23 protein-coding genes are annotated in these 25,760 nt (G+C 70.1%); 12 read left to right on the plus strand and 11 right to left on the minus strand.

From position 1 onward, the window contains the following. Positions 1-4: 4 nt before the first annotated feature. Positions 5-1,600, plus strand: coding sequence for a class I SAM-dependent DNA methyltransferase (locus ABZ453_RS17680; RefSeq protein WP_359015864.1), 1,596 nt, complete (start codon positions 5-7; stop codon positions 1,598-1,600). Positions 1,601-1,755: 155 nt separating this feature from the next. Next, positions 1,756-3,276 (plus strand): N-6 DNA methylase, encoded by a 1,521-nt coding sequence (locus ABZ453_RS17685; RefSeq protein WP_359015865.1) that lies wholly within the window; start codon positions 1,756-1,758, stop codon positions 3,274-3,276. Between the two features lie 133 nt (positions 3,277-3,409). Here the strand turns inward: ABZ453_RS17685 and ABZ453_RS17690 are convergent, their stop codons facing one another. Continuing rightward, complete coding sequence (locus ABZ453_RS17690) at positions 3,410-4,003, minus strand: Uma2 family endonuclease (protein WP_359015866.1); 594 nt, start codon at positions 4,001-4,003, stop codon at positions 3,410-3,412. Between the two features lie 183 nt (positions 4,004-4,186). Further along, positions 4,187-5,089 (minus strand): ATP-binding protein, encoded by a 903-nt coding sequence (locus ABZ453_RS17695; protein ID WP_359015867.1) that lies wholly within the window; start codon positions 5,087-5,089, stop codon positions 4,187-4,189. Here ABZ453_RS17695 and ABZ453_RS17700 point away from each other — a divergent pair. Together ABZ453_RS17700 and ABZ453_RS17705 are read left to right on the plus strand one after the other, a co-directional pair. Beyond that, complete coding sequence (locus ABZ453_RS17700; protein WP_359015868.1) at positions 5,004-5,876, plus strand: helix-turn-helix transcriptional regulator; 873 nt, start codon at positions 5,004-5,006, stop codon at positions 5,874-5,876. The genes ABZ453_RS17695 and ABZ453_RS17700 overlap by 86 nt on opposite strands. Next, positions 5,873-6,076 (plus strand): DUF397 domain-containing protein, encoded by a 204-nt coding sequence (locus tag ABZ453_RS17705; RefSeq protein WP_359015869.1) that lies wholly within the window; start codon positions 5,873-5,875, stop codon positions 6,074-6,076. The genes ABZ453_RS17700 and ABZ453_RS17705 overlap by 4 nt, the downstream gene beginning before the upstream one ends. A gap of 62 nt (positions 6,077-6,138) precedes the next feature. On the opposite strand, the gene ABZ453_RS17710 is transcribed toward ABZ453_RS17705, so the two are convergent. From ABZ453_RS17710 to ABZ453_RS17730, 5 genes are all read right to left on the minus strand, one after another. Beyond that, on the minus strand, positions 6,139-8,307 hold the full coding sequence (locus tag ABZ453_RS17710; protein WP_359015870.1) for an AIPR family protein: 2,169 nt from the start codon (positions 8,305-8,307) through the stop codon (positions 6,139-6,141). 171 nt (positions 8,308-8,478) lie between these two features. Further along, entirely contained in the window at positions 8,479-9,339 is an 861-nt protein-coding gene (locus tag ABZ453_RS17715) for a GNAT family N-acetyltransferase (RefSeq protein WP_359015871.1), read from the minus strand. Positions 9,340-9,445: 106 nt separating this feature from the next. Then, positions 9,446-9,712 (minus strand): type II toxin-antitoxin system Phd/YefM family antitoxin, encoded by a 267-nt coding sequence (locus ABZ453_RS17720; RefSeq protein ID WP_359015872.1) that lies wholly within the window; start codon positions 9,710-9,712, stop codon positions 9,446-9,448. 49 nt (positions 9,713-9,761) lie between these two features. After that, the gene (locus tag ABZ453_RS17725) at positions 9,762-10,367 is read right to left on the minus strand and encodes a GNAT family N-acetyltransferase (RefSeq protein ID WP_359015873.1); all 606 of its coding nucleotides are present in this window, start codon (positions 10,365-10,367) and stop codon (positions 9,762-9,764) included. A gap of 23 nt (positions 10,368-10,390) precedes the next feature. Further along, positions 10,391-10,780, minus strand: a complete 390-nt coding sequence (locus tag ABZ453_RS17730) for a Zn-ribbon domain-containing OB-fold protein (RefSeq protein WP_359015874.1) — start codon at positions 10,778-10,780, stop codon at positions 10,391-10,393. 207 nt (positions 10,781-10,987) lie between these two features. Between ABZ453_RS17730 and ABZ453_RS17735 the strand changes: the two genes are divergently transcribed. The 6 genes from ABZ453_RS17735 (at position 10,988) to ABZ453_RS17760 (ending at position 18,751) form a co-directional block, all read left to right on the plus strand. Continuing rightward, complete coding sequence (locus ABZ453_RS17735; RefSeq protein WP_359015875.1) at positions 10,988-12,175, plus strand: NAD(P)/FAD-dependent oxidoreductase; 1,188 nt, start codon at positions 10,988-10,990, stop codon at positions 12,173-12,175. A 165-nt stretch (positions 12,176-12,340) separates the two neighbouring features. Then, positions 12,341-13,852 carry an FAD-dependent oxidoreductase gene (locus ABZ453_RS17740; protein ID WP_359015876.1) on the plus strand — a complete coding sequence of 504 codons (1,512 nt, stop codon included), beginning with the start codon at positions 12,341-12,343 and terminating at the stop codon, positions 13,850-13,852. A 120-nt stretch (positions 13,853-13,972) separates the two neighbouring features. Further along, complete coding sequence (locus tag ABZ453_RS17745; RefSeq protein WP_359015877.1) at positions 13,973-16,198, plus strand: acetate--CoA ligase family protein; 2,226 nt, start codon at positions 13,973-13,975, stop codon at positions 16,196-16,198. Next, the gene (locus ABZ453_RS17750; RefSeq protein WP_359015878.1) at positions 16,189-16,980 is read left to right on the plus strand and encodes an enoyl-CoA hydratase; all 792 of its coding nucleotides are present in this window, start codon (positions 16,189-16,191) and stop codon (positions 16,978-16,980) included. Before ABZ453_RS17745 ends, ABZ453_RS17750 begins: the two co-directional genes overlap by 10 nt. A 40-nt stretch (positions 16,981-17,020) precedes the next feature. Continuing rightward, a complete protein-coding gene (locus ABZ453_RS17755) occupies positions 17,021-17,599 on the plus strand; it encodes a flavin reductase family protein (protein ID WP_359015879.1) in 579 nt (192 codons plus the stop codon). Between the two features lie 267 nt (positions 17,600-17,866). Then, positions 17,867-18,751 (plus strand): hypothetical protein, encoded by an 885-nt coding sequence (locus ABZ453_RS17760; protein WP_359015880.1) that lies wholly within the window; start codon positions 17,867-17,869, stop codon positions 18,749-18,751. On the opposite strand, the gene ABZ453_RS17765 is transcribed toward ABZ453_RS17760, so the two are convergent. Beyond that, the gene (locus ABZ453_RS17765) at positions 18,748-20,082 is read right to left on the minus strand and encodes an MFS transporter (RefSeq protein ID WP_359015881.1); all 1,335 of its coding nucleotides are present in this window, start codon (positions 20,080-20,082) and stop codon (positions 18,748-18,750) included. The two genes, ABZ453_RS17760 and ABZ453_RS17765, sit on opposite strands and share 4 nt — an antisense overlap. Before the next feature lie 71 nt (positions 20,083-20,153). On the opposite strand from ABZ453_RS17765, the gene ABZ453_RS17770 reads away from it, so the two are divergent. Then, the gene (locus ABZ453_RS17770; protein ID WP_359015882.1) at positions 20,154-21,170 is read left to right on the plus strand and encodes a helix-turn-helix domain-containing protein; all 1,017 of its coding nucleotides are present in this window, start codon (positions 20,154-20,156) and stop codon (positions 21,168-21,170) included. A gap of 37 nt (positions 21,171-21,207) precedes the next feature. On the opposite strand, the gene ABZ453_RS17775 is transcribed toward ABZ453_RS17770, so the two are convergent. The 3 genes from ABZ453_RS17775 to ABZ453_RS17785 form a co-directional block, all read right to left on the minus strand. Further along, positions 21,208-22,257 carry a Zn-dependent alcohol dehydrogenase gene (locus ABZ453_RS17775; RefSeq protein WP_359015883.1) on the minus strand — a complete coding sequence of 350 codons (1,050 nt, stop codon included), beginning with the start codon at positions 22,255-22,257 and terminating at the stop codon, positions 21,208-21,210. Then, positions 22,257-23,405: an acyl-CoA dehydrogenase family protein gene (locus tag ABZ453_RS17780; RefSeq protein ID WP_359015884.1), complete on the minus strand. Its 1,149-nt coding sequence runs from the start codon at positions 23,403-23,405 to the stop codon at positions 22,257-22,259. The genes ABZ453_RS17775 and ABZ453_RS17780 overlap by 1 nt, the downstream gene beginning before the upstream one ends. Before the next feature lie 130 nt (positions 23,406-23,535). Continuing rightward, positions 23,536-24,450: an SDR family NAD(P)-dependent oxidoreductase gene (locus ABZ453_RS17785; RefSeq protein WP_359015885.1), complete on the minus strand. Its 915-nt coding sequence runs from the start codon at positions 24,448-24,450 to the stop codon at positions 23,536-23,538. A gap of 84 nt (positions 24,451-24,534) precedes the next feature. Here ABZ453_RS17785 and ABZ453_RS17790 point away from each other — a divergent pair, with 84 nt between their 5' ends. After that, positions 24,535-25,461: a cyclase family protein gene (locus ABZ453_RS17790; protein ID WP_359015886.1), complete on the plus strand. Its 927-nt coding sequence runs from the start codon at positions 24,535-24,537 to the stop codon at positions 25,459-25,461. Positions 25,462-25,760: the final 299 nt, after the last annotated feature.

The raw sequence follows: 25,760 nt of genomic DNA on the forward strand, positions 1-25,760 counted from the left end.
CCTCATGAACAGCGCTACCACTCCCAGCCCCCGCCGCTCCGCAGGCGACACGACGTCCACGCTCGTCAACCGGCTCTGGTCGTACTGTGAGCTGCTGCGCCACTCCGGCGTCTCCACCCTCGACTACGTCGAGCAGCTGACGTACCTCCTCTTCCTGAAGATGGCGGACGAGCGCGCGACCCGGCCCGCCCGGTTCCGCAATAACCTGCCAGAGGAGCCGCTCGTCCCGTCGGGCCTGGACTGGTCGAGTCTCATGAGCCGGTCCGCCGAGGATCTGGTGGACCACTACGAGCACATCCTGCGGGAGCTCGGCCGCAAGGGCGGCACAATGCTCGGTGAGGTGTTCACCAAGGCACAGAACAAGATCCACGAGCCCGCCGTCCTGGAACGCCTCATCAAGGACCTGATCGACCCCTACACCTGGACCCGAGCGAACCTGGACCTCAAGGGCGACGCGTACGAAGGCCTGCTCCAGCGGGGCGCCGAGGACCGCAAGACGGGCGCCGGCCAGTACTTCACCCCCCGCCCGCTCATCGACGCCATGGTCGACTGCGTGCAGCCGCGCCCCGGTGAGTCGATCACGGATCCGGCTTGCGGCACCGGCGGCTTCCTCATCGCCGCGCACGCCCACATCGTCGAGCGCTACGAGGAGCAGCTGTACGGCGACGAGGCGCGCAAGCTCCAGACGGGAGCCATCACCGGCTACGAACTGGTCCGCGAGACGGCCCGGCTGGCCCTAATGAACATGCTGCTGCACGGCATCGGCACGTCCGAGGCCCGTCCTCTGATCACCATCCAGGACTCCCTGGCGAAGTCGCCGCACAAGTTCTACGACATCGTGCTCGCCAACCCGCCCTTCGGCGTGGGCTCCGTCACCGGCGAGGCATACACCTCCCGCAAGGACTTCTGGACGCAGACCACGAACAAGCAGCTCAACTTCGTCCAGCACATCTACACCCTGCTGAAGACGAACGGCCGGGCCGCCCTGGTCCTGCCGGACAACGTGCTGTTCGAGGGCGGCGCCGGCGCGGAGATCCGCCGCCGCCTCCTGGACCTCACCGACGTCCACACCCTGCTGCGCCTGCCCACCGGCATCTTCTACGCCAACGGCGTCAAGGCGAACGTCCTGTTCTTCGACAAGCGCCCGCCCCGCCCCGGCGGCAAGCCCGCGACGAAGCGGCTCTGGGTCTACGACTTCCGCACCGACCAGCGCTTCACGCTCAAGCAACGTGCCCTGCGCCGCGAACACCTCGACGATTTCGTGGCCGCCTTCCACTCCGGCGGCACGGACTACTCGGCCCGAAAGCCAAGTGAGCGCTTCCAGTCGTACGAGTACGATGAACTGATCGCCCGTGACAAGGTTAACCTCGACCTGACGGTGCTTCAGTCCGCCTCCGCTTCCGCCGCGACGCTCGCGCCCCCGGACGTGATCGCGCAGGAGATCGTGGAGGACCTGGAGACGGCGCTGGCCGAATTTACCGCCGTAGCACAGGCGTTGAAGAAGGCCGCGAACACCAGGGCGACCGACGGCTCCACCGGCACCACCACCAACGCTTCCGAAGACGGCACCACGGACGACAGCACGACCCAGGAGCGGTAACCCGGTCTCCCTCCCGCCAAGCCCCCACGGGCTCCGGTGCCCCGAGGGGCTGCCGGAGCCCGCTCCTGGCAACGGGAGGCGTGGCCTCTGTATCCGTGCGGACGGTACGGACACCGATGGCCCGCCAGGGACTTCACACAGGGACTGGGTGACACATGGCCAACGGGCTCGGCCGAGGCAACGGCGCAGCGGCGGCAGGCGTACAGCCGGAGAGGCTCTGGAAGGGCGACGCGATAGCGGACCGCTTCTGGAAGTTCTACCGGGAGGAGACCAGTACCCGCGCCATCACGCGCCTCCAGTTCCTGGAGCACGTCGGCTACCTGCTGTTCCTCAAGCTGGACCACGAGCGCGCCCAGCGCTCGGCCCGGTTCGCGCACCCGCCCGTCGCCCCCGTCGACGCCTGGCCGCACCTGGCCCTGCTCAGCGGAGACGCCCTGCACACCGGACTGTCCGAGATCATGGACGACCTCGGCGACCAGAACCTCTCCGACCGTCCCGACCGGCAGACCGCGAGCGTCGTCTTCCGCGACGCCCAGCCGTGGGACCTCGACCGGATGGCCGAGCTGAACAAACTGATCGTCGAGCAGATCGACCCCTACCGGTGGTTGTCGGTCCCCCAGGCCGAGTTGGGCCGTGCCTTCTCCCGGATGCTGCGCGACTGCCGCGACGACATCGACCTCAAGATCGACACTGGCCAGACCCTCACGCCTCTCCCCATCCTGAACGCCATCACGAAGGTGCTCGGCGTGGGCCCCGAGGACATCGTCATCGATCCGGCGTGTGGTACGGGCACGACGCTCATCGCCGCGTACAACGCCATGCTCGCGGCGAACCGTCAGTTGGTGCCGACCGCTCTCGCCGGCGCCGACCTCGACGCGCAGATGTGCCGACTGGCCATGCTCAACATTCTTCTGCACACCGGCCGTCCGTTCGCCGACCCCGCTCCCATCCGGCTCGCGGACACGCTCAAGCGCAAGACCCCGGTGGTCCGTTCCGTGTCCGGTGTCGTGCCCACCGTGGCCATCTGCAACCCGCCGTTCAAGAGCAACGGTGTCCAGCCCGACGCCACCATGCGCGACGACTTCTGGGCCTACGGGGACTTTCCCACCAACTTCCTCCAGCACCTGGCGATCACCCTGCCCCAGGGCGCGCGGGCGGCCGTGTTCGTCCCGGACGGAGTCCTCTTCGGCGGCGGCGCGGCGGCCACCGTACGTCAGAACCTGCTGAGGAACTGCGATGTGCACACGCTTCTGCGGCTCCCGACCGGGCTGTTCCACCGCAAGGGCGTGAAGTCCAACATCCTCTTCTTCACGAAGTCCGCCCCCAGGCCGAACGGCGAGCCCGCCACGAAGGACCTCTGGGTGTACGACGCCCGGACGGGCAACCACCACACCGACACCGGAAACCCGGTCACCGAGGCCGACTTCGAGGACTTCGTCGCCTCCTGCCTCCCCGAGGAGGGCTTCGCCGCACGGACCGAGTCGAAACGTTTTCGCCGTTACCCGGTGGAGGACCTCCTAGCCCGCCCGAAGACGAGCCTCGACCTCAAGGCCCATCTGGCTCCGGAACCGGGCGACTTCGGCTCCCCCAAGGAGATCGCCTTCCAGGTGGCGGACCTCCTCGACGAGGCAGCCGCCCATTTCCGCCAGGTAGCTGAGGCGTTGCCGGGACAGTGATCCGAAGAGAAGAGCGGCGTCGCCGGTAAGACTCGGTCCGGTCGACAACGACCCACGCACCCAACGGCCCAGCCAAGGACTGATCACCCTGGCGTGCCCTTCCCAGACTTCTCGCGGGGAGGGCACGCTGCGCTCAGCGACCCGGTCGCGTCCCGTACAGGCCCAGGCCAGCCGTGGACAGGTCGCCACCGAGCTCGGGGGGCAACGGTACCTCTTCGCCGTACTTGCCGTGGACGACGCTCCTGTACTCGCCTTCCCCGGGGCGGCCGAACAGCGACCACATACCCGTCCGCGGGTCGACCTGCAAGAGGAGAGCGACGCCCGCCGCCGCGTACCACGCGGTCTTCTCGTTGATGCCCTTGAGCCGCTCGGTCGGAGAGATGACCTCCACGGCCAGCTCGACCGCGTCGGCGTCCAGAAGCCAGCCGTCGTCGTCCTTGAACGCACGTGGGCCGATGGTCAGATCCGGGGTCGCGTAGTCGTCTGGATCACCGGGCATCGGGACGGACACGTTCTCGAACGCCTCGTACGGGGCCGAGAGCCCGGGGCGGATGGCGTCACGCAGGTCGATGATGATCCCGGCGTGCCTGCCGCTCGGGCTGGGGGACATCACGAGTGTTCCTCCGATGATCTCAACACTCATGCCCGTGGCTTGCTCGATGCTCTCTGCGGCCTCGCGCAGGTGCCCACGACGGACGGGAATGGGGTGGTGAGCCGGGGTGCCCAAGGTGCCACCTCTCTCGTTGCCTGGCTGAAGCTCCAGCGGGAAGCGTCTCAATACTCACGCGACATGGTTTTCACTGTACGACAGAGATCGGGGCAGGGCTTCAGCGATCAACGAACCGCTCACGGGAGTACTGCGACTACGCTGATGCCGCGTCTCACCAGTCGGGCTGCCCGTACCCGGTGATCACAGCGGCCCACCATCCCGTACGGCTAGTGGCTCCGCCGCGGGCACCCGTAGCGCCGGGCCCTCGTCCAGTCCGAGTACGACGGCGAGACCACCCGCCGCGTACGGCTCGGTGCGCACCGTATGGACAACGCGCCAGTCACCCCACACCCGCACGTGCTGTCCAGGCCGCACGACGGCCGCCGCGACCTCCCTCCCGACGGGCTCAGCCACAATGTCTGGCGCTTTCAACTCGGCCCACACCGTCTTTCCGATCCCGTTCGCGCGCTCCTCGACGCCCCATCGGTGAGCCATCGCCTCCACGAGCAACAGACCGCGCCCGCCCGTCTCCTCGTCGCCGGGAGCACGTACCTTCGGAGTGCCGGAACCCGCGTCGCTGACCTCCAGCCGCAGCAGGCCGTCCGACGGCGAGCGCGCGATCCGGACACCCACCTGGCGGTCCCTCGGCACTGGCACACGCAGCGCGTTGGTCACTAGCTCGGAGAGCACCAACTCCGCTGCTTCCAGGAGGTCTTGATCAGCTCGCCAACCACCCAGTACAGCGTGTAAGGCGGCCCGGGACCGCGGCACGCTTCGAGGAGACCGGGACAGCCGGAAGGTGACTTCGTCCAAGCTGAGGCTCTCTGCCATGACGCCCCCTGAGGGTCGATAGCCGCTGATCAAGTTGCCGAGTCGCCGCTGCGAGGTGCCGAACGACCACTCACGGCGTTCCGCAGCATATGGATCGGCGCAATATTGCACGGAGCCTGTCGGCCCTGCTTCACTCTTTTGAGTAGGAGCCACGCTCCACACCTCCGGCCTCTGGTAGGAGTCCCACATGCCTACTGTCAAACCGTCCACCGTGCTCGGGCGCCAACTCGGCGACGAACTACGCAAGTTCCGTGAGGCCACGGGTGTCTCCATGGCGGAAGCAGCCGAGTTGCTCGACTGCACCAAGGGAAAGATCAGCCGGATGGAGAACGGGCACGTACCCGTCCGCATCCCGGATCTGAACGCACTCATGCACGCCTATCGGGTCGAGGACCCGGAGACGCGCAACCGCCTTGCCGCCATGGCACAGCGAGCCAACCGCCGCCGCCGGGAGGGGTGGTGGCATCAGTACAGCTCCGTTCTGGGTGATTCGTACCGCGATCAGATCGAGCTTGAGGCCATCTGTGACAGTGTTCGAACGTACGAGGTACAGCTGGTCCCGGGACTCCTCCAGACCGCCGAGTACGGCCGCGCGGTGACGGTCGCGTCCAGGGCCTGGAAGACGCCGGAGGAGATCGATCAGTTCGTCCAGGTGCGGCTCGCCCGACAGCAGCGGCTCACATCCGAGGGCCCCATGTCGCTCTGGGCAGTACTGGCAGAAGGAGTCCTCCGACAGCACGTAGGCGGGCCCGCAGTGATGCAGGCGCAACTGGAGCATCTCGCCACGATGGCGGAGCTCCCCAACATCACCGTCCAGGTACTGCCGTTCTCACGCGGTGCCCACTCGGGTATGTTCGGCCCGTACCTGCTGTTGAGCTTTCCCCAGGTGACATCGCTCGACCTCGTACTGACGGAGACCCCGACCGGCAACATCTGGATGGAGCGTGAACCGGAGGTCGCGTACTACCGCGCCCTGTTCGACGATGCCCGCACCACCGCGCTGCCTCCGACGGAATCCCTCAGGCTGATCCGCCGCACCGCCAAGGAGTACCTCGCATGAGCCAGGATCACGACATACATCCCGTATACCCGGGAGCAACGTGGCGTGCCAGCAGCTACAGCGGCGGGCAGGGCAACTGCGTCGAAGTCGCCGACAACCTCCCCACCCTCATCCCCGTCCGCGACAGCAAGCGCCCCACCGGCCCCGTGCTCGCCTTCTCCCCCAACGCATGGACCGCCTTCGTCCACCACCTGCGCTGAGGGAAGCAGAGAGCCTTGCCTGACCACGGCTCGACGGCGGCCAGCGGAGCCGGAGCCGTGGACTACGCCGGACTCTCCTCCTCCGACTCTCCCACTCCCGCTCCCGCGATCTCCTGCCAGAGCCGCTCGGCAATCTCCACCAACGTCCCCTCCCCCGGAACCTTCCACTGCTTGGGTCCCTGGACCGCGCTCCACTGCTCCTTCCAGTCGGCCGCGTTCCACATCTGGGAGACCAGTCCGGTCGGGGAGTAGCGCTTGCCGTCTGCCTCCCAGAGGATGGGGGTCTTCCGGTCGTTCACCCAACTCGCCCTGCGGCGCCGGGGGTCCTCGTCGAGCCAGGCGCCGATGGCCAGTTCCTCGACAGCGCTGGGGGCGTAGACGAGCGGGGTGCCCTCGCTGATGGCGTCATGGTCGACGAGCAGGCGGACCGTCTGAGGCCGCCGCTGCCGCTTCGGCCCGGTGTCCGACATGAGAGCCTTGAGGTTCATGGGGGAATCCGGACCAGTACCTCGTTCGAGCACCCCCAGGACCGCGGAGACCAGTTGCGCGCAGCGCTCCTCGTTGGCGAACGTGCTGGTGACGTAACTCTTCTTCGTGAAGAGGGTGTCGACCATGGTGATGAGGCAGAGAAGTACGGTGCTGACCTGACCGGGCACTTCGGCGAGTACGGCGGCCCACTCGTCGTCCGGCTCATCGAACCGGTCCCTCCCGATGCGCTGGAACACCAAGTGAGCCACCAGCAGACCACCGCTGTCCACGACGGCGGCCGGGCGGCCGGTGAACTTAGCCCTCACTTCCGTCAGTTGGTCCCGGACCAGCCGGAACACCTGAACCGCGCGCCAGATCTGCTGTGCGGTCGGCTGCTGACCAAACAGCCTGGTGTAGGCACCCCCGCGCCCCTCTTCCCACAGCGCGTTCGTGGAGCCCTTGACCCGCACGGCGAGCGACGAGTCCCGGTGCATACAGGCCAGGGCCGTAGCCGCTTCGGTGACCGAGCAGCCCGACTCGGGAGCCGGGTCCAGTTCACCCCGCCGGAAGACGTACTCCTTGTCGAGGGAGAGGCGGAAGTCCTTCTGGATCTCGCTCTGGACGGTGTCGATGGCGATGAAGTCCCGCCGCTCCATGTGGTTTTGCGTGTTGGTGGCCTTGGTGATGGAACGCCCGAAGCCTTCCGGCGCACCCTTCAGGGAGATGATCCGTACCAGGACGTACGCGTCCGCAACGGCCTCGGGGTCCCTCTCGTACGCCCGGAAAGCGGAGGACACCGTCTGGGCGCCGTTGACCACACTGGCATTGTGCAGGGTGAGGGTGATGGGCTGGCCGACCGCTCTCTTGGCATGCCAGTCCTGTTCGATCGTGTCGCATTGCACGGTGATGCCGTTGTGGCGGTAGAGGAATCCTTCGGGGTCCTCCAGCATCGACTCGACCATGGTCTGGTTGACCCCGGTCAACCCCAGCGACTTGCGGACGTTGCGGTCGTAGAGGCGCTCGCCGTGCCCCTTGTCGTGGCCCTCGTCGTCGCCCTTGCCGCCGTACCAGCGGGCCAGTTGGTCGGCGCTGATCTCGCCGATCACCGCCTTGTACGGTGTCTCGCGGCTATACCACTCCCGGTCCATGGTCGCCTTGAGGGTGATCGGCTGCGGCTCCAGATCCTCCCGGATAGCCCGGTGGAAGTCCTCCTGGCCCAGGATCCTGTACTCCACAGTCCGTCCGTGTCCGCCGAACTCGTTGGCGGCTTCGTCCAGGATGTTGCGGGTTTCGGAGGAGAGACGGCCGTCTCCCATGAGAGCGACGACCAGGTTCACCTTGCAGGTGGGAAGTCGAAGGATTCCGTGCACACGGTCCGCGAGCAGCTGCAACCGCTCATTGAAGTGGTCGAGATCGCGGTTGTCGAGCTTCTTCAGTCCGTGTACGAGCTTGAGCGCCGCCTCCGTGTCGAAGCCGGCCGTCCCCTTGTCCTTCCACTTGGCCTGGATCAGCCAGAGTTCGGATCCCGAGGCAGAGAACGCGACGCAGTCGATGCCGAAGTCGTCCCGGCCATCGATCACCCAGGCCGCCGCCTCGTCCGAAGTGCAGTCCGCGAGGATACGGGCGGCCTTCGCGGACACGGCTCTCGACAGCAAGGCCGTCTCGCGCTCCTTGGGATCCTTCTTCTCGAAGTCGTCCATAGAGATCCGGTCCTGGAACTCCCGCAGCAACGCCCTCTTGATGTGCTGAACCTCAAGGGGCATATCCTGGCCGCCCTTGCCCATCGGCACTCCCAACAACCAGTCTCGACAGAGCTCTTCACACTATCGGAGCGAGGCGCCAGCTCTTCCAGAACCGGACCGCAGCCCACGTGCGCCGCATGCGACTCACGCGGGTCGACACGAGCCAATGAGCTGCCGCGGCCTTGACGCGCCTCACCACTGGAAGTCGTACAGGTCGAAATCGGCCACCGGGCGATACCCGATGCGCTGGTAAAGGGCGTTGCTGGTCGGGTTGCCCAGGTCCGTGAAGAGCAGGACCTCGTCGGCGCCCGCCGCACGCGCCGCCCGGCTGACCTCGGCGGTGACCGCGCCCGCGTAGCCCCGGCCGCGCAGTTCCGCCGGGGTGTAGACGGGCGCCACCCGCACCTGCCCGGCGACCATCGGGGTGGCGCCGGCCATGGCGAGCGGGGTGCCGTCGGTGCCCTCCCAGAACGTGACGCCACCGTAGGAGATGCGCGCGTCGGCCCAGCCCTCAGCGCGCTGCCCGGCGCCCTCGCCGACGGCCGCCATGAACTCCCCGTACCAGCACACCAGTTGCTCCCGGTCCGCCTCCCCCGCGACCCGCGCCCGGCCCTTCGGCACCGGGCCCGGCGCGGTCAGGGTGTCGAGCCGGTACAGCCGCTGGCGCTGGCGCACCGCCGCCCTCGCGCCCGTGCGCCGCTCCCAGGCCCGGGCCAGCTCGCCGACGGAGGCCCGCTCGCCGGAGACGCCGGGCAGCGGACGGCCGTCGGCGGCCAGGTGCGCGGCGAGGGCGCCGGCCTCCTCGGGGGTGAGGGAGGTGACGTTGAGGCGGTGGGGAGGCGTACGGAAGTACACCGCCCGGACCGCCCCCCGCCGCTCCAGCACTCCGAAGTACGGCGCCTCGTCCCCGTAGACCCCCGTCCCCCGGGTCCGCAACTGCTCGGTCACGGTCAGCGCAAGGGTGTGCGGGGCGGGCCGGGAGCGCAGGAAGTCCCCGGCACGGGAAAGGAAGACGCCCAGGTCGTCGATGCGGTACCAGTCATCGGATCCCATACCTCATGCTGCCGTGCAGGCCCCCGGGGGCGCCTCCGAATTACGGGGGCGTCGGCGATCATCAGGTCCATTCGGCGCGGGCGGGGATCCCGGTTGGCCGGGATGGTCAGCGCTCCCACGGGCCGCCGTCCGCCCCCTCCTCGTCCCCGAAGTACTCGTCCACCTCCGTACGCATCTCCGCATGGTCCACGCGAGGAAGCAACCGGTGCCGCGCCACCAGCTCTTCGGCGGTCAGCCTGCGTCGGCGTGCCAGTGGGCGCAGTTCGGCGACTTCCATACCGTTCCGCGTGATGCGAAAGATCTCGCCAGCCTCTATCGCGTCCATGACAGCGGCGGAGTTGTTCCGGAACTCGCGATGCGTGATGGCCTTCATGACTCCGATACAGCCCAGCGTGTCCCCTCCGCTCCTCACATCGGAATGCTCACATTTCCAGCCGTGGCTCCGGATCCGTGGCCAGGCGGGCGTGGAGGTGGGCGTCCCGGAAGGCGTCCTGGCGGTCTGCTTCGAACATCTGGCCGCGCATGGTGCCCTCGTAGCGGAAGCCGCAGCGTTCGGCCACCTTGCAGGAGATCTCGTGGCCGACCGCGTGGCCCAGTTCCAGGCGGTGCAGCCGGAGGCCGGTGTGGGCCCAGTGCGCGGCGAGGGCGAGGGCGCGGGTGGCGACGCCCCGGCCACGGGCCTCGGGGAGGACCCAGTAGCCGATGCGGGCGTGACTGAGGAGGGTGTGGATGTCGTTGACGCTGATGTGGCCCAGCCTCGTACCGTCGCCCGCGTCCTCGACGCAGAACGCCACTCCCGTCCCCGTCCGCGCGTCCTGCGTCTTCGCGGCGATCGAGGCGCGGGCCACGGCGAGGTCGGTGACCGGCGTGAGCGGTGTGTTCCAGCGCAGGAACTCCGGGTCCGCGCAGCCCCGGAAGAAGGTCTCGACGTCGGCGCCGGAGTCCGCCTCCCACGGGCGCAGCCGCAGTCCGTGTCCGAGCACTTCGGTGGATTCCAGGGCGAGGGTGGGTTCGTGTATGCCGGTCATGCGCCCATTCAAACGCGCCCGCCTCAGCCACGCGGCCGGAATACCGGCACCCCCTCCCGGAACACGGCCTCCAGCTCCATCCCGGCCCGCAGCCGCTCCGCCGCGCACTCCACGATCTCCGTCATCATCCTCGGCCCCTCCACGAGGTCGACGACGGCGGCGACGTACGGGGTGCGCTCGCCGAAGGGCGGCAGGTCGTTGCGGTGGACGACGGACCACGTGTAGAGCGCGGCCCGGCCGCTCGCCGGCTCCCAGGCCACGTCCTCGCTCCAGCAGTGCGGGCAGAACTCCCGCGGGTAGTGGTGTGCCCGCCCGCACGCCCCGCACCGCCGGACCAGCAGCCGCCCCTCGGCCGCCGCGTCCCAGTACGTCCGCGTGAAGGCGTCGGCCTCCGGGAGATCGTGACGGGTCATGCATCTGACGGTACGTCAGGTGGGATGATCCCGGAACCCGGGAGCCGCACGGATCCGGGCCGGGGGCCGGGCCGATCGCCGTACGACCACAACCAGGTGTCCTACGCCACAAGCCCCACCCACTCCTCCTACAGGCGTGATCAATCCGCAACCAATTCCGGTCTTGACCGAGACCCATCAACCTGGTTGGTGATTACGCTCGCGCTCATGGCCGACTCCACACCCTCCCCGATCCCTTCGGACCGTCCCGTCTACGTCGTCGGCGGCGGACCCGCGGGGCTCTCCGTCGCGTACGCGCTGCGGGCCAAGGGGATCCGTGCGGTGGTCCTGGAGAAGTCGGACCAGGTGGGCGCGGCCTGGCGGCGCCACTACGACCGGCTGCACCTGCACACCACCCGCCGGCTGTCCGCCCTTCCCGGACTGCCGATACCGCGCCGTTTCGGCCGCTGGGTCGCCCGGGACGACGTCGTGCGCTACCTGGAGAAGTACGCCGAGGTGCACGAGCTGGAGATCGTCACCGGTGTCGAGGTGTCCCGGATCGAGCGCACCCCCGACGGCACGGGCTGGCTGCTGCACGCCACCGGCGGCCGTGAGCTGACCGGCGCCGCCGTGGTCGTCGCCACCGGGTACAACCACACGCCGTACGTGCCCGAGTGGCCCGGACTCGGCCAGTACACCGGCGACTTCGTGCACGCCGGCGACTACCGCAACCCCGAGCCGTACGCCGGCCGGGACGTCCTGGTCGTGGGCGTCGGCAACACCGGCGCGGAGATCGCCGTGGACCTGGTCGAGGGCGGCGCCGCGCGGGTACGGCTGTCCGTGCGCACGACCCCGCACATCGTCCGCCGCTCCACCGCGGGCTGGGCCGCCCAGTACACGGGTGTCCTGGTACGGCGGCTGCCGGTCGGGCTGGTGGACCGGCTGGCCCGGCCGATGGCGAAGCTCAGCGTGCCGGACCTGTCCGCGCAGGGGCTGGCCCGCCCGGACACCGGGCTCTACAGCCGCGCCAGGGAGGGCGCCATCCCCGTGCAGGACGTCGGTCTGATCGACGCCGTGCGCAAGGGGAAGGTCGAGGTCGTGGCCGCCGTCGACGGCTTCGAGAGCGGCAAGGTGGTTCTCGCCGACGGCACCCTCGTCTCCCCGGAGGCCGTGGTCGCCGCCACGGGGTACGTCCGCGCGCTGGAGGGCCTGGTCGGCCATCTCGGCGTGCTGGACGAGCGGGGCAGACCGGTGGCGCACGGCGCCCGCGCCCCGCAACAGGCGCCCGGCCTGCACTTCACCGGGTTCACCACACCCATCAGCGGCACCCTGCGCGAGGTCGCGATGGACGCCGAGAAGATCGCGAAGGCGATCGTGCGGGCCGGCGGGAACTCGCTGTCCCGACTGCCCGGCTGATGCCCTCCTGACCTGCACAACCCTCAACTTCCGTCATCCATATACGCGTTACTCGCGTGTCAGATGTGGCGGAAGCGTTGAAGCGTGCCGTCTTCCGGGGCCAGAATGTGAACACTGCTCAGCTTTCCGGCTCCACATTCTCTCCCCACTCTCTCCATACGGAGGATGCACGTGGCACGCGAAAGACAGCCCCATCCCCGCGCCCTGACGCGGCGCTCCCTGCTCGGCGGTGCCGCCGCGGCGGCGGGCGCCGCCACCCTCACCGGCACCGCGGCCGGAACCGCGTCGGCGGCGGCCGGCCGTGACGTCGACGTGGCGATCGTCGGCGGCGGTCTCGCCGGACTGACCGCGGCCCGTGACCTGGTGGCCGGAGGAAAGACGGTCGCCGTACTGGAGGCCCGGGACCGTGTCGGCGGCCGGGTCGTGAACCTGCAACTGGCAGGCGGCGGGTTCACCGAGGGCGGCGGCGAGTTCATCGGCCCCACCCAGAACCGCATCAAGGCCCTCGCCGACTCCCTGGGCGTGGCGACCTTCACGACCTACAACACCGGCAAGAACCTCCTGTACAAGGACGGCACCCGGACCCCGTACGCCACCGACGGCGTCCTCGGCTCGGTCCCGCCGATCGACGTGGCCGGGCTCGCCAACGCGGCGATCGTGCAGGCCTCGCTGGACGACATGGCCAAGAAGGTGCCGGTGGACGCGCCCTGGACGGCCGCCAAGGCGGCCGAATGGGACAAGCAGACCTTCGAGAGCTGGCTGAACGCCAACGCGGTCATCCCCTCGGCCAAGTTCCTGCTGGACGTGGCCTGTACGTCGATCTTCTCGGCGCAGCCGCGCGAACTGTCGCTGCTCTACGTGCTGTTCTACATCGCCGCCGCCGGCGACGAGAACAACGTCGGCACCCTGGAACGCCTCACCGACACCGCGAACGGCGCCCAGGAGTCCCGCTTCGTCGGCGGCTCCCAGCAGGTCCCGATCAAGCTGGCCGCCACCCTCGGCGACCGGGTGGTGCTGAGCGCACCGGTGCGCTCGATCGCGCAGTCCGGCGCCAAGTACGTCGTCACGGCCGACGGGATCACGGTGACGGCGAAGAAGGTCGTCGTCGCCGTACCGCCCCCGCTGGCGGCCCGCATCACCTACGACCCCTTGCTCCCCGCCGCCCGGGACCAGCTCAGCCAGCGGCTGCCGATGGGCTCGATCGGCAAGGCGATCGCGGTCTACGACACCCCCTTCTGGCGCGCGGACGGCCTCAACGGCCAGGTCGTCAGCGACTCCGGCGTGGTCCGCTCGACCTTCGACAACTCCCCGCCGGACGCCTCCTACGGCGCCCTGATGGGCTTCATCGAGGCCGACGAGATGCGGGCGTACGACGCCTCCAGCGTCGACGAGGTCAAGACGGCCGTCCTGAAGGACTACGTCAACTACTTCGGCGACAAGGCCAAGTCACCGACCTCCTTCGTCCTGCAGCGGTGGAACAACGAGGGCTTCTCCCGCGGCGGCCCGGTCGCCTACGCTCCGCCCGGTGTCCTGACCGACTACGGCACCTCCCTGCGCAAGCCGGTCGGCGGCATCCACTGGGCGGGCACGGAGACCTCCACGTACTGGAACGGCTACATGGACGGAGCCGTGCGCTCGGGCGAGCGGGTGGCCAAGGAGGTGCTGGCCGAGCTCTGAGCCGGTTGATCGGTTGCGGGTTCACCAACTTTGGCTGCACGCCCATTCCTGACACTGCGTCAGTTCAGTAATCTGACAGAGCGTCAGTTATTTGGCTGTCTCAGAGGAGCGGGCGGACCGATGCTTGGATCAACCCACGGCACCCTCACCACCGACTCCCGCCGGGCCCGGGTCATCGCCTGCGGCGAGCAACCCGGGCCCGCCGTCCACGGCAGGCCCGCCGAGGTCGACGAACTGGACGTCGGCGGGCGACCGCTGTACGCCGACGTCCCCGACCTGGACCGGTTCTTCCGCCCCGAGTCCGTCGCCGTCATCGGCGCCTCGGACACCGAGGGGCGGCCCAACACCGGCATCACCCGGCAGTTGGTGGCCTGGGCCGAGCGGGTCGGCGCCCGGCTGCACCCCGTCCACCCGAACCGCGCGTCCGTCTTCGGCATACCCTGCTCCCCGTCCGTCGCCGACCTGCCCGAACAGGTCGACCTGGCCGTGCTGCTGGTCGCCGACCCGCTTGCCGTGGTCGAGGAACTCGCCGAGGCCAAGGTGAGGTTCGCGGTGGTCTTCGCCTCCGGGTTCGCCGAGACGGGCGCCGAGGGCGCGGCCGCGCAGGAGCGGCTGGCGCTCGCCGTGCGGCGCTCGGGGATGCGGCTGCTCGGGCCCAACACCAACCTCAACGCCTTCGAGCGGTTCCGCGACGACCTCGACGGACCGGCCATCGCCCTGATCACCCAGTCGGGACACCAGGGCCGACCCGTCTTCTCCCTCCAGGAACTCGGCATCCGGCTCTCCCACTGGGCGCCCACCGGCAACGAGGCCGACCTGGAGACCGCCGACTTCCTCTCCTACTTCGCCGAGCGGCCCGAGGTCGGCGCCATCGCCTGCTACGTCGAGGGCCTCAAGGACGGCCGCTCCTTCCTGCTGGCCGCCGACCGCGCCGCCCGGCGCAAGGTACCGGTCGTCGCCGTGAAGGTGGGCCGCACCGAGACCGGCGCCCGCACGGCCGCCTCGCACACCGGCAAGCTGACCGGCGCGGACACGGTGGTGGACGCGGCGATGCGGCAGTTCGGCGTGATCCGGGTGGACGGCCTGGACGAACTCCAGGACACCGCCGCCCTGCTGGCCCGCGCGAAGCCGCCGCGGGCGGACGGGGTCGTCGTCTACTCCATCTCGGGCGGCACCGGCGCGCACTTCGCCGACCTGGCGACGGAGGCGGGGCTGTCGCTGCCGGAGCTGTCCGCAGCCAAGCAGACCGAGCTGCACCAGTGGATACCCGAGTACCTCAGCGTGGCCAACCCCGTCGACAACGGCGGGCACCCGGTCGGCGACGAACGCGGCCGGAAGATCATCGACGCGATCCTCGACGACCCTGCGGTCGGCGTGCTGATCTGTCCGATCACGGGCCCCTTCCCGCCGCTCAGCGACAAGCTCGTCCGGGACCTGGTGGACGCGGCCGAGCGGACGGACAAGCTGGTCTGCGTGGTGTGGGGATCCCCGGTGGGCACCGAACCGGCGTACCGAGAGGTCCTGTTGGGCTCCTCCCGCGTCGCGACCTTCCGCACGGTCGCCAACTGCATCACCGCCGTCCGCGCCTACCTCGACCACCACCGCTTCGTCGCCCACTACCGCTCCCCCTTCGACGAGGCCCCGCGCACCACCTCCCCCTCCTTCCGCAAGGCGCAGGCGCTGATGCGCCCGGGCCAGCAGCTCAGCGAGCACGCGGCGAAGCAGCTGCTGCGGGCGTACGGCATCCGCGTACCGCGCGAGCAGCTGGTGACCAGCGCGGCGGCGGCCGTCCGCGCGGCCGGGCTGGTGGGCTACCCCGTGGTGATGAAGGCGTCCGGCGCGCAGATCGCCCACAAGACCGAGCTGGGCCTGGTGAAGGTGGGACTGACCTCCGCCAGCCAGGTCCGGGACGCCTACCGCGAGCTGACGGACATCGCCCGCTACGAGGGCGTCTCGCTGGACGGTGTCCTGGTCTGCCAGATGGTCGAGCGGGGCGTGGAGATGGTCGTCGGCGTCACCCACGACGAGCTCTTCGGACCGACGGTGACCGTCGGGCTCGGCGGGGTGCTGGTGGAGGTGCTGCACGACGTCGCCGTACGGGTGCCGCCCTTCGGCGAGGACCAGGCGCACGCCATGCTGGCCGACCTGCGCGGGCGGGCGCTGCTGGAGGGGGTGCGGGGGCGGCCGCCGGCGGACGTGGACGCGCTCGTGGAGGTCGTCCTGCGGGTGCAGCGCATGGCGATGGAGCTCGGGGAGGAGCTGGCGGAGCTCGACATCAACCCGCTGATGGTGCTGCCCCGGGGGCAGGGGGCGGTGGCGCTGGACGCGCTGGTGGTGTGCCGGTGACCGGGATCCTGCACACGACCGACGGCCGGGTCACCCACCTCACCCTCAACCGGCCCGAGGCCCTCAACGCCCTCACCCCCGACCAACGGGACCTGCTCATCCGGCTGTTGGCGGACGCGTCGGCCGACCCGGACGTCCGGGCGGTGGTGATCACCGGGACCGGGCGCGGCTTCTGCGCGGGCGCGGACCTGCGGGGTGGCGCGGCGGCCGGCGAGCGGGTGGCGGGGGATGTGGCCCGCGTCCTGCGCCTCGGCGCCCAGCGGCTGACCGCCGCCGTCCTGGACTGCGAGAAGCCGGTGATCGCGGCGGTGAACGGTACGGCGGCCGGCCTGGGCGCGCATCTCGCCCTCGCCTGCGACCTCGTACTGGCAGCGGAGTCGGCGAAGTTCATCGAGGTGTTCGTACGCCGGGGACTGGTCCCGGACGGCGGTGGGGCGTACCTCCTCCCCCGCCTGATCGGCCCGCAGCGCGCCAAGGAGCTGATGTTCTTCGGCGACGCGCTCTCCGCCACCGACGCCGAACGCCTGGGGCTGGTCAACCGGGTCGTCCCCGACGAGGAGTTGGAGAAGACGGCCCGCGCCTGGGCGGAACGCCTCGCCACCGGCCCCACCCGCGCCCTCGCCCTCACCAAACAGCTCGTCAACGCCTCCCTGGACACCGACCGCGCGACCGCCTTCGCCGCCGAGGCCGCCGCGCAGGAGATCAACATGACGACACGGGACGCCCAGGAAGGCGTGCGGGCCTTCGTGGAGCGCAGAAGCCCCGACTACCAGGGTCGTTGACCTTCCCATCTGACGAACCGTCAGCTTCAATGGAGGGGTGATGGGACACGCAGGAGCGGCCGCGGCCGCCGTCCGATACCTCAGGTCGACCGGGGCCACGGTCCCCGTGGAGCCGCTGCCGCGCCCTGAGCTGCGGTGCGTCGGCGAGGACGAGCGCGCCCCCGTCGACCAGACCGAGTTCCGCCGCGTTCTGGGCACCTTCGCGACCGGCGTCACCATCGTGACGGCGCCCCCCGAGGCCGGCTTCGCCTGCCAGTCCTTCTCCTCGCTCTCCCTCGACCCGCCCCTGGTCGCCTTCATGGTCGGCCGCACGTCGACGACCTGGCCGCGCATCGCCCGTGCCGGCGTCTTCTGCGTCAACATCCTCGCCGCCGGCCAGGGCGACCTGTGCCGCGCCTTCGCGGTGAGGGGCGCCGACAAGTTCGCGGGCGTGCCCCACGACCCGGCCCCGGCCACCGGCTCACCCCGCCTGACCGGCGCGGTCGCCTGGATCGACTGCACGATCCACGCGGTCCACACCGGGGGCGACCACCTGATCGTGGTGGGCCGGGTGGAGGCCCTGGGCACTGGCGACGGCGACCAAGCGCCTCTGCTGTTCCACAAGGGGCGCTTCCTGTAAGCGGTCAAGCGCCCTTGCGTGGCCTGCCCCTCTTCGGAGCGGCTGGGCGCCACGACATCACATCCTCGGCCGAGAGCCCGAGGCGGGCCAGGTGGTGGATACACGAGTGGCGAAGAACGTTCTCGTTCGCTTCCACATCGGCCTGGGGTTCGTCGTCCGGGACTCGAATCCAGGCCAGTACTGGTCGTGCGCCCCTTCGGATACCGTGCGGCAGCGGACTTCTGGGGAGTCGCCGCCGATCCACGTCTCGCCGCCCAGCTGCACGCGGTGCTCGGTGGCACCCCCGCGTACCGCCGCCAGTTTCTGGCGGACGATGTCCCTGCCGGTCTGGACGGCTTCGACGATTGGATCTGCCGCACGGTCCTCTCTCCGTTCAGTCCTCTCTTCCGAGAGGCCCGGTACCTGCTCGCCGAGGAGGCCGATATCCGGGATACGGCGCTCTACCACTCCGTGCCGGCCGCCGTGGCGCAGGGCAACACCACGCGCGGAGGCAGCGCGGGATACATCGGTCGCAAGTCCGTCGACATCTCGCACCCGCTCAATGTCCTGGAGGACAGTCATCTCCTGGTACGGGAAGCCGATGTCTTCCGATCCGGAAAATCGCAGTACCGCATCACCGAGCCCTTGATCAACTTCTACGAAGCAGTAATGCGGCCGGCCTGGGCCCGACTCGAAGGGGGCCAAGCCGCCGAGGTTTGGGCCCATGCAGGACAGCGTTTTGCAGCACAGGTGGCCGGCCCGCACTTCGAAGCCATGTGCCGTGAGTACGTGCTGGGCCCTGGAAGGACACCGCTCAGCACCTCTTTGGGTGAGGTGGGAAGCGGTGTTGTGACCGATCCGAGAGAGCGCCGACAGATCGAGGTCGACGTGGCCGTCGTCGAGCAGGGGTCAGGCGGGAACCGCCCATCGGTCGCCCTGCTCGGCGAGGCGAAGTGGGGCACCGTCATGGCAGTCGCCCACCTCGAGCGCCTCGCCCGGGCTAGGGACCTGCTCGCCGGGCGCGGCATGGACACATCGCACTGCGGCCTCGCGTGTTTCAGTGCGGCGGGCTTCAGCGACGCTGTGCGGGCCGAGGCCGTGCGGGGCGGAGTGCTGTTGATCGGTCTGGAAGAGCTGTACGGCCGGTCCATGCCCGAGGGCTTCCTGCCCTAGGCCGGGAGGGGAGTGGCCATCTCCGCAAGCTCTCCGGCGGGACGTGCCGGCCTTCGCCTGATCACCAACGCCATCAGGGCCGCCGCCGCGCACAGGGCTCCTGAGGCGTACCAGACCATGTCGTAGGAGCCGAAGACGTCCCGGGCCACGCCGCCCAGGAAGGCCACGAGGGCGGCGCCGACCTGGTGGGAGGCGAGGACCCAGCCGAAGACGATGGCGCTGTCGTCGCCGTAGTGCTCGCGGCACAGGGCGACGGTGGGCGGGACGGTGGCGACCCAGTCGAGGCCGTAGAAGACGATGAAGAACAGCATCGGGGGGTGGACCGAGGGCGCCAGGAGCATCGGCAGGAAGAGGAGGCTGATGCCGCGCAGGGCGTAGTACACCGCGAGCAGGCGACGCGGCTCGAAGCGGTCGGTGAACCAGCCGGAGGCGATCGTGCCGACGACGTCGAACACCCCGATCACCGCCAGCAGCGAGGCCGCCGCCGTCACCGGCATGCCGTGGTCGTGCGCGGCGGGCACGAAGTGGGTCTGGATCAGGCCGTTGGTGGAGGCGCCGCAGATCGCGAAGGTGCCGGCCAGCAGCCAGAAGGGGCCGGTGCGGACGGCCGAGGCCAGCACCCGCACCGTGCGGCGGGCGGCGCCCTGCGCGGGCGCCGGCTTCGCCACGAACTCCTTCGCGCCGTACGGCTTCACCCCCACGTCCGCCGGATGGTCCCGCAGCAGCAGCCAGACGAAGGGCACGACCGCCAGGGCCGCGAGGGCGACCGTGACCGCCGCCGGACGCCAGCTGTGGTGCTCGACGATCCACGACAGCACCGGCAGGAAGATCAGCTGGCCGGAGGCGGACGCGGCGGTCAGGATACCCGTCACCAGGCCCCTGCGCTCGGTGAACCAGCGGTTGGTGACCGTGGCCGCGAAGGCCAGCGCCATCGAGCCCGAGCCCAGGCCGACCAGCAGGCCCCAGCACAGCAGCAGCTGCCAGGCCGAGTTCATCCACACCGTCAGACCGGAACCGAGGGCGATGACCGTCAGGGCCACCGCGACGACCTTGCGGATGCCGAAGCGGTCCATCAGCGCCGCCGCGAAGGGCGCGGTCAGGCCGTACAGCGCGAGGTTGATCGAGACGGCCGCGCCGATCGTGCCGCGCGACCAGCCGAACTCCTGGTGCAGGGGGTCGATCAGCAGCCCGGGCAGGGAGCGGAAGGCGGCCGCGCCGATGATCGTCACGAACGTGACGGCGGCGACGAACCAGGCACGGTGGATGCGGTGGGTCTTTCCGGCGGACGGGGCTTCCTCTGCGGCGGCTGCCGCCTCGGTTGTCTGGGTCACGACATAGAGCATCCCGGCCGGAACCCGTCGTCACCACTGGCCCGAAGGACAGCATTCGCTAGAATCGGGCCATGACTCCCGACAGGGGTACGGCCATGGAATCCATGGAGTTCCGCCCGCACCGCGTCGTCGTCCTCGCCATGGACGGCCTGCTCCCCTTCGAGCTGGGCATCCCGCACCGCATCTTCGGCCGTCCCAAGGACCCCCTGGGCCGCCACCTCTACGAGGTCCTCACCTGCTCGGTCCGGCCGCCCGGCCCGGTGCGCACGGACGCCGACTTCTCGATCCAGGTCGAGAACGGCCCGGAGCTGCTGGCCACCGCCGACACGGTGATCGTCCCGGCGTCGTACGAACTCGGCCCGGTCTTCGAGGAGGGCGTCCTCACCGACGAGCTGGCCGCCGCCCTCGCCCACATCCGCCTCGGCACCCGGCTCGCCTCGATCTGCACGGGCGTCTTCGTATTGGCCGCCGCCGGCTACCTCGACGGCCGCCCCGCGACCACGCACTGGGCGGAGACCGACCAGCTCCAGCGCCTCTTCCCGAAGGTCGACGTCGACCCGAACGTGCTGTTCATCGACGACGGCGACGTCCTGACCTCGGCCGGGGTGGCGGCCGGCATCGACCTGTGCCTGCACATGGTCCGCCGCGACCACGGCACGGCGGTCGCCAACGAGGTGGCCCGCCGCACGGTCGTACCGCCGCACCGCGACGGCGGACAGGCGCAGTACATCCACCGCCCGGTCCCCGAGCCCCAGGTGGCGACCACGACCGGCGCCCGCGCCTGGGCGCTGGGCAGACTGCACGAGCCGATCCAGCTGCGCGACATGGCCGCCCAGGAAGCGATGTCGGTACGGACCTTCACGCGCCGCTTCCGCGAGGAGGTCGGCGTCAGTCCCGGCCAGTGGCTCACCCAGCAGCGCGTGGAGCGGGCCCGGCAGCTGCTGGAGTCGAGCGACCTGTCGGTGGACCAGGTGGCGCAGGAGGCCGGCTTCGGCACCGCCCAGTCGATGCGCCAGCATCTGCAGGCGGCCCTGGGGGTGACCCCGACCGCGTACCGCCGGACCTTCCGCGCCGGCGTCAGGGCCTGAGCACCCCGCGCGGTCAGAACGTGTGCATCCCGCACCGTCAGAACGTGAGCACCCCGCGCGCCACCCGCCCCGCCTCCGCGTCGGCCTTCGCCTTCTCGAAGTCCTCGACGGGGTAGGTCTCGGTCACCAGCTCGTCCAGCAGCAGCCGTCCCGCCCGGTACAGCTCGGCGTAGAGGGCGATGTCGCGCTGCGGGCGCGAGGAGCCGTAGCGGCAGCCCAGGATGGACTTGTCGAGGTACATGGCGGAGACGAGGAAGGACGCCTCCGCGGTGGCCGCCGGCACCCCCAGCAGCACCGCCTGCCCATGCCGGTCGAGCAGGTCGATCGCCTGCCGGATCAGCTCGACCCGCCCCACGCACTCGAAGGCGTGGTCGGCGCCGTCCGGCAGGATCTCCTTCACCCCGTCGGTGGAGGTCAGGAAGTCCGTGGCCCCGAACCGCCGGGCCACCTCCTCCTTCGCCGGATTGGCGTCGACGGCGACGATCCTGAGCGCCCCCGCGATTCGCGCCCCCTGGATGACGTTCAGCCCGATCCCGCCGGTCCCGATGACGAGCACCGAGTCCCCCCGGTCCACCCGCGCCCGGTTGAGCACGGCCCCGACCCCGGTCAGCACCCCGCACCCGATGAGCGCGGCGGACGGCAGCGGAATGTCCTTCGGGATCCGCACCGCCTGCACGGCCTTCACCACGGTCCGCTCCGCGAAGGCCGAGTTGGAGGCGAACTGGTACACCTCCCGCGCGCCCTGCGTGAAGGGCCGCCCCGGCCGCCCGATCGCCTTGCGGCACATGGTGGGCCGCCCCCGGTCGCACTCGGCGCAGGCGCCGCAGTTGGCGAGCGTGGACAGCGACACATGGTCCCCCGGCGCCACGTGCGTGACCCCGGCCCCCACGGCCTCCACGACCCCCGCCCCCTCGTGGCCCAGCACCACGGGCACGGGGAAGGGGATGGTCCCGTCGACCACGGACAGATCGCTGTGACACAGCCCGGCGGCCGAGATCGCGACCAGCACCTCCCCGGGCCCCGGGTCCCGCACCTCCAGGTCGTCGACGACCTCGACCCGCTTACCGTCGAACACCACACCGCGCATCAGACGACCCCCTTGGGCTCCCTCGGCAGGCCGAGCACCCGCTCGGCGATGATGTTGCGCTGCACCTGGTCCGAGCCGCCGTAGATGGTGTCGGCCCGCGAGAACAGGAACAGGTGCTGATCCGGGTCGAGTTCGTACGACGCCGAAGCCGACCAGTCCGAACCACTCACGGCCGCCCCCGCCCCCCGCACCAGCACCGCCAACTCCCCCAGCCTCTGGTGCCAGTTGGCCCACAGCAGCTTCGCCACACTCGGCGCGCCCGGGTCACCGGAACCGCCCAGCGTGCGCAGGGCGTTCCACCGCATGACCCGCAACTCGGCCCACAGCCGCACGATCCGCTCCCGCACCACCGGATCCCCGGCCGCACCACTGCGCAGGGCGCCCCGCACGACCTCCGTCAACTCCTGGGCGAACCCGATCTGTTGAGCCAGGGTCGACACCCCGCGCTCGAACCCCAGCAGGCTCATCGCCACCTGCCAGCCCCGTCCCTCACCGCCGACCAGATGCTCCACCCGCGCGCGGGCCCCGTCGAAGAAGACCTCGTTGAAGTCACTGGTCCCGGTCATCTGCCGGATCGGCCGCACCTCGATCCGCCCCGGCTGATCCATGGGCACGAGCAGAAAACTCAGCCCGTGATGCCGACGCGACCCGACTTCCGTCCGGGCGAGCACGAAACACCAGTCCGCCTCATGGGCGAGCGAGGTCCAGATCTTCTGCCCACTGATCCGGAACTCCGCCCCTTCCCGCACGGCGGAGGTCCGCACCCCGGCCAGATCGGACCCGGCCCCGGGTTCGCTGTACCCCTGACACCACAGCTCCTCCCCGGCGGCAATGGGCGGCAGAAACCGCCCCTTCTGCTCGTCACTGCCGTGCGCGATGAGGGTGGGCGCGAGCAACTTCTCCCCAATATGCCCGGACCGCACAGGCGCCCCGGACCGCGCGTACTCCTCGGCCCAGACGACTTGTCGGGTGAGTCCGGCGGTCCGGTTCCCGAATCCGCCTTCCGGCCACCCCAGCCCGATCCAGCCGGCTTTCCCGAGGGTGCGTTCCCAAGTGCGCCGGTCCTGCTCGGAGTCGACGTGTTCGGCCAGCCAGGCCCGCGCCTCCGTCCGGAACGCTTCGTCCTCGGCAGTGAATCCAAAGTCCACGAGGGTCTCCTCTCGACGCCGCCGACTCGACCTACCCAGGGGCGCGGGGCTGTATCGATATGCGGCTCCGCCGCGTGGGCGCGATCAGCCCAAACGAACCCGCACCCGCCCTACGACACAGCCACCCGAGCTATTGGGCGTTCGGCCTCTCCCCACGCCCCGCCGCCTTCTCCATCGCGGCCAACTGAGCAAGCATCGGCATCGGATCCACCCCCACCGACCCCGGCAGAAACTCCGCTATCCGTTCCGGCGTCCAACCGCCGGAGGCATACGCGGCGCGCAACTCCCTCGGCTGCGCCCACACCGCGATCTTCGGCCCGGCGACCGTGTACACCTGCCCCGTCACCCCGGCCTCCCGAGCGCGTTCGGACAGCAGATACACCACCAGCGCGGCCACATCCTCCGGCTCCCCGATTTCGGAGAGCTCCATCGGCACATTGGCCGACATCCGCGTACGGGCGACAGGAGCCACCGCGTTCGCGGTCACCCCGTACTTGTTCAGGCCCAGCGCGGCGCTCCGCACCAGCGAGATGATCCCGCCCTTCGCCGCGCTGTAGTTCGCCTGCGAGACGGACCCCTGATGATTGCCGCTGGTGAACCCGATCAGCGTCCCGGCCCGCTGCTTGCGCATGACGGCGGACGCGGCGCGAAAGACAGTGAAGGTGCCCTTCAGATGCGTGGCGACCACCGGATCCCACTCCTCCTCGGACATGTTGAACAGCATCCGCTCCCGCAGGATCCCGGCGACGCAGACCACCCCGTCCAGCCGCCCGTACGACGACAGCGCCACCTCAACGACCCGCGCGCCGCCGGCCATCGTGGACACGTCGTCGGCGACCGCGACCGCCTCCCCGCCGGCCGCCTCGATCTCCTTGACGACCGCCTCGGCGACCTCGCTCGTCGGTGACGCGCCGTCCACCGAGACGCCGTAGTCGTTGACCACGACCCGCGCTCCCTCGGCCGCCGCGGCCAGCGCCACCGCCCGGCCGATGCCCCGCCCCGCACCGGTCACGGCGACGACCTTGCCTGCCAAGAAGTTCCCCACGCCCGGCCCCTTCCCGCGGTTTCTGACGGACCGTTAGATTTTATGGCGCGTCAGATACCTGGAGACAAGCCCCGGGGAGGGCCGATGTCGTTGCCCGCCGAATTCCATGAGATCGCCAAGCGCGTGAACAACTGGGGGCGTTGGGGAGCCGACGACGAGATCGGCACCCTCAACCTGATCACCGACGAGGTCGTCCGCGAGGCCGCAGCGACCGTCCGCACCGGCCGCCGCGTCCCGCTCGCCCTGCCCCTGAAGCACGACGGCGTGCAGTCGGGGATGATCCCGGGCCGGGTCAATCCGCTGCACGCCATGGTGCAGATCAACCAGGAGCTGTTCGGCCCGGGCACGGTGGCGTGCAGCGACGACGCCGTGACGATGGGCCTGCAGGCGGGCACCCACTGGGACGCGCTGACCCATGCCTCGCACTCGGGGAAGCTCTACAACGGCCGCCCCGCCGACACCGTCACCGCGCACAGCGGCGCCGAGTTCGCCGGCATCGACAAGGCACGGCACGTCGTGTCGCGCGGGGTGCTGCTGGACGTGGCCCGCGCGCGGGGCGTGGACCGGCTGGAGGGCGGGCACGCCGTCACACCGGAGGACCTGGAGGCGGCCGAGGACCTCGCCGGTACGCGCGTGCGTGCCGGGGACGTCGTGCTCGTACGGACCGGGCAGATCCAGGTGTATCTCGCCGGGGACCGGGACGGGTACGGCTACCCGTCGCCGGGGCTGTCGGTGCGCACACCGGAGTGGTTCCACGCGCGCGACGTGGCCGCGGTCGCCAACGACACCCTCACGTTCGAGATCTTCCCGCCCGAGATCGAGGACCTCTGGCTGCCCGTGCACGCGCTCGACCTGGTGGAGATGGGGATGCTGCAGGGCCAGAACTGGAATCTCGAGGAGTTGTCCACAGCCTGTGGAGAAACCGGCCGGTACGCGTTCCTGCTGTCCGCGATGCCTGAGCCCTTCGTCGGCGCGACCGGAACCCCGGTGGCCCCCGTCGCCGTTCTCTAGCGTCGACCCCCGCACCGGCACCGGACGGCGGCGCGCGCTGCCCGCCCCGAGCACCGCACCGCGCACCGCCGACGCCGATCCACGACCCGCACTCGCCGAGGGCACCCGTCGCCGGGGACCTCGCCGTCCCCTCGCGGCGAATCGATGCCCTCAAGCGTGATCAGACGGACACGAGGCGTCAACACCCGTTTGGCCATTTGTCACTTGCATCCCGTTTTGCGGGCGCCGCGCACAGGGGCACACCCCGGCGCACGGTCGACGCGGGACGGGGTAGGGCGGCGTTCGCCGCACCCGCACAC

Origin of the sequence: Streptomyces sp. NPDC005799 (genome assembly GCF_040630525.1) — a bacterium.
Classification (GTDB): Bacteria; Actinomycetota; Actinomycetes; order Streptomycetales; family Streptomycetaceae; genus Streptomyces; species Streptomyces griseorubiginosus_B.